Annotated in this window: 7 protein-coding genes; 4 read left to right on the top strand and 3 right to left on the bottom strand. The window is 41.2% G+C overall.

Annotation, left to right across the window (positions count from 1 at the left end; genetic code table 11):
• The 3 genes from AAC854_RS24455 to AAC854_RS21845 all read right to left on the bottom strand — a co-directional run.
• Positions 1-136 (bottom strand): carbon storage regulator (locus tag AAC854_RS24455; protein ID WP_422824124.1); only part of this gene is annotated, 136 nt, incomplete at its 3' end.
• Between the two features lie 6 nt (positions 137-142).
• On the bottom strand, positions 143-445 hold the full coding sequence (locus AAC854_RS21840) for a hypothetical protein (protein ID WP_340618934.1): 303 nt from the start codon (positions 443-445) through the stop codon (positions 143-145).
• A gap of 466 nt (positions 446-911) precedes the next feature.
• Positions 912-1,604, bottom strand: a complete 693-nt coding sequence (locus tag AAC854_RS21845; protein WP_340618935.1) for an XRE family transcriptional regulator — start codon at positions 1,602-1,604, stop codon at positions 912-914.
• Positions 1,605-1,733: 129 nt separating this feature from the next.
• Here AAC854_RS21845 and AAC854_RS21850 point away from each other — a divergent pair, with 129 nt between their 5' ends.
• From AAC854_RS21850 to AAC854_RS21865, 4 genes are all read left to right on the top strand, one after another.
• Complete coding sequence (locus AAC854_RS21850) at positions 1,734-1,985, top strand: transcriptional regulator (protein ID WP_340618936.1); 252 nt, start codon at positions 1,734-1,736, stop codon at positions 1,983-1,985.
• Positions 1,975-2,265: a hypothetical protein gene (locus AAC854_RS21855; RefSeq protein WP_340618937.1), complete on the top strand. Its 291-nt coding sequence runs from the start codon at positions 1,975-1,977 to the stop codon at positions 2,263-2,265. Before AAC854_RS21850 ends, AAC854_RS21855 begins: the two co-directional genes overlap by 11 nt.
• A gap of 261 nt (positions 2,266-2,526) precedes the next feature.
• Complete coding sequence (locus tag AAC854_RS21860; RefSeq protein ID WP_340618938.1) at positions 2,527-2,691, top strand: hypothetical protein; 165 nt, start codon at positions 2,527-2,529, stop codon at positions 2,689-2,691.
• Positions 2,685-3,020 (top strand): DEAD/DEAH box helicase family protein (locus tag AAC854_RS21865; RefSeq protein ID WP_340618939.1); only part of this gene is annotated, 336 nt, incomplete at its 3' end. The genes AAC854_RS21860 and AAC854_RS21865, both read left to right, overlap by 7 nt.

The raw sequence follows: 3,020 nt of genomic DNA on the forward strand, positions 1-3,020 counted from the left end.
CAGGAATTTCTTTGGGTGCTTCAATTCTGATTTTTACTTGATTCCTTTGAATGCTTAATACTGTTATTACGATATCGTCACCTATCATAATTTTTTCTTGTGGGCGGCGAGTTAGAGTTAACATTGATGTCTCCATTAGTTTTTACTCTTCTATTTTATAATTTATAGTCAAAGTGTTTTTGTTTAAAATAATAGATGGTTTAGGAACTAATAGTTTTTCGGCTCTGTTTTTAGTGATTCCCGTCATTAAAACTAATTCACTAATAAGAGATGTGAATCTAGCAGCTTCTTTAGGATGGTTAATTTCCATCTGATCTATTAAAGGCTCCATCTCATTCATTAAATCAGTTGCGTATTTATTTGCAATGGAAGCTGAGTGATAAATATTTTCTTCCGGTGTTTCTGGTGTTTTATGGGTTTTGGTGACGGATACTGGGGTGTTCATATATTTATGTCCTTGCTGCAATCGGATTAAATTAATATTTAATGTAATTATTTGTATGGGGATATGACTTGACCTGCCCACGCCGTGATATACGAGCTAGATAGCATTATTTTTGCTTGTAGGTAGCTTTCAGCAACGCATTTAATTCTGACGGGATGCTTTTGATTGATATCAGAACGCTTAATTGCTGCGAAAATAAATGTTGTCATGGTAAATTCATTCCTCCAGTTTTGCTATTAGATACATTACCAGTGAAGATGACCTTTCCTTGAAATGAATAATACCAAGGTATTTTTATGTGAGTCAATGGTATTTTTAAAAATACTTTTGTATTTTTTTATGTCATTGATTTATAAAATATTAAAGTTTTAATGTTGGTATGATATTTTATGTCAATAATACCAATTGATATTATTGCTATATGTATGAGATGAGGCTGATGATTAGTCAGCCTCATATGTTGGATTTAAGCGAATAGCTTCAGTTTTTGTGATTGGCAGAATAAGACTTTGGCGACTATACGTAGCAAAGGTATTTCCTCTTTATCGATATACCACGCCTCGTAGTGAGAGTTATCTGATAATACCGCCATTTTATAGCCTTGCATTTGTAGGCGCTTTACGTATAAACAATGACCAAATATAAACAAGTAAACACCATCACTATCAAAGTGTTGAGAAGTTATATCAACAAAAATCTGATCTCCTGGCTCTATCGTATCAGCCATACTATCGCCGTAGACAGAGATTACTTTGATTGTATCAGGGGCGCGGTTGTTAAACAGCATTTGGGCTTGTTTTGGTGAGTATTCAATGGCACTTACTGTCTGCTTAAATTCAGTTAAAAACAGCTTTTCTTCCCCTGAAAGAGTTTCTATATCCAAAGCTTCAACTCTGAAAGCCTTATCTTGTTGAGCAGCGGTAAGTATGGTGCTGCTCACTCCAGAACTCGGGGTGCCGACACCTCGCTCCAACCATTCTGCTGAGACTTCTAGTGCCTCAGCTATCGCCAAAATTTTTCTTGTAGAAGTAGCTCTACCTGAAGTTAGTTTCTGTATTGCCCCCTGAGTGACACCTACTTTTTTTGCTAAATGCATCTGCGTAAGCCCCCGAAGGGAAAGCGCATGCTTAAGTCTTTGCGCTAATGTTTCATGTTCCATAGCCGATCCTCAAATTGAAGTATTACTCAATTTTAATCTCAAGGTATTAAAAAAACAATTTTATCGCACTTGCCTTGAAAATACTTAAGGATTAATATAAATACCAAAGTATTTTTATGAGGGTGTGTAATGAAAGAAAAGTCTTACGTATCGCCAATCTACAGAGCTGTGAGTATTGCGGGAGGGCAGACGGCACTTGCAAGACAAATTGGAGTGACTCAAGGAGCTGTTTGGAAATGGCTTCGAGGATTGAAAAGAGTTTCACCTGAACATGCGGTTGCAATAACTGAAGCCACAAACGGCGCAGTCCAAGCCCACGAGCTACGCCCCGATCTGCCTAAAGTGTTTCCACCGCCCGTAGAGCACAACAATGTTTCCTAATTTCACCAAGGTCACCATGCCATCGCATTTCTACCCTGACGATGGCACATGGATTCAGGAGGTGCTGGCAAAACTGCGGGCAAGCACCCGAGCGAAGATCACTGCTCAGTATTCAGAAGTGTATCAGTCAGCATGGGATAACGAGCCAGTGTCATACCGCAAAGACAATGCAGCCAGACGGGCGGCAAATATCCGGCTCAGGGAATCTGTCACGAAGTATGAGAGAGCGGCACAGGGGTACACAGCGGAGCCGATGGGAGTAACAACATGTCCAGTTTAATTCTAAGTGCGTACTCGTTGATAAGTACATTCATGTATCAGTTAGGCAGTACATCGGGGAAGAGGGGAAAACTTTCTAGGGGGGTAAGGGGGGTGATCTTTGAAAGGGGGTGTTAGGGAAGGCACAGCCAAAGGAAGAACTCAGATCTTATATATAGATCACTATAGGGATATCAAAATCACACAGACGCTTAGACGTCCAAATGGGAAAAATAAAAAGGCCTTTTCTCTGGCAGTGGAAATTATTCAAGTGAGGGTATCAATGTTAAATGAGAATGGAAGTGTAAGAGGGTGCAAGAAACTGAACAGCCAAACTTTGCAGGGTGCAACTGCTCAGGCTCTTGCGGTCGGCACTAACGAAAAGTTACCTGCGGGAAAGTATCGCACGGCAGCACAGAAAAATAAACAGGGAGTAACATCATGCTAGAAATTACCCCCAACTTCGCGCAAGAGCGCAGCTTAAGCCTGTTGCGGCAGTACTGGAAACAACACCGTACTTTCATGGTGTACAGCCCAACAGGTTCAGGCAAGACCGGACTGGCGGCCTTTATCACTGACGGTTATGTCTCTCGTGGAAAGCGTGTCATGTTCTGTGTGCCGTATACGATCCTCGTAGACCAGACAGCAACCCGCTTTATTGAGTACGGCCTGCCAGAAGATGAAATCAGTTATGTCTGGCGTGACCACCCGAATTATGACCCAACACTGCTCATTCAGATCGCGTCAGCCGATACCATTATCCGCCGTGAGTTTCCT

This window comes from Xenorhabdus entomophaga (assembly GCF_037996725.1).
Classification (GTDB): Bacteria; Pseudomonadota; Gammaproteobacteria; order Enterobacterales; family Enterobacteriaceae; genus Xenorhabdus; species Xenorhabdus khoisanae.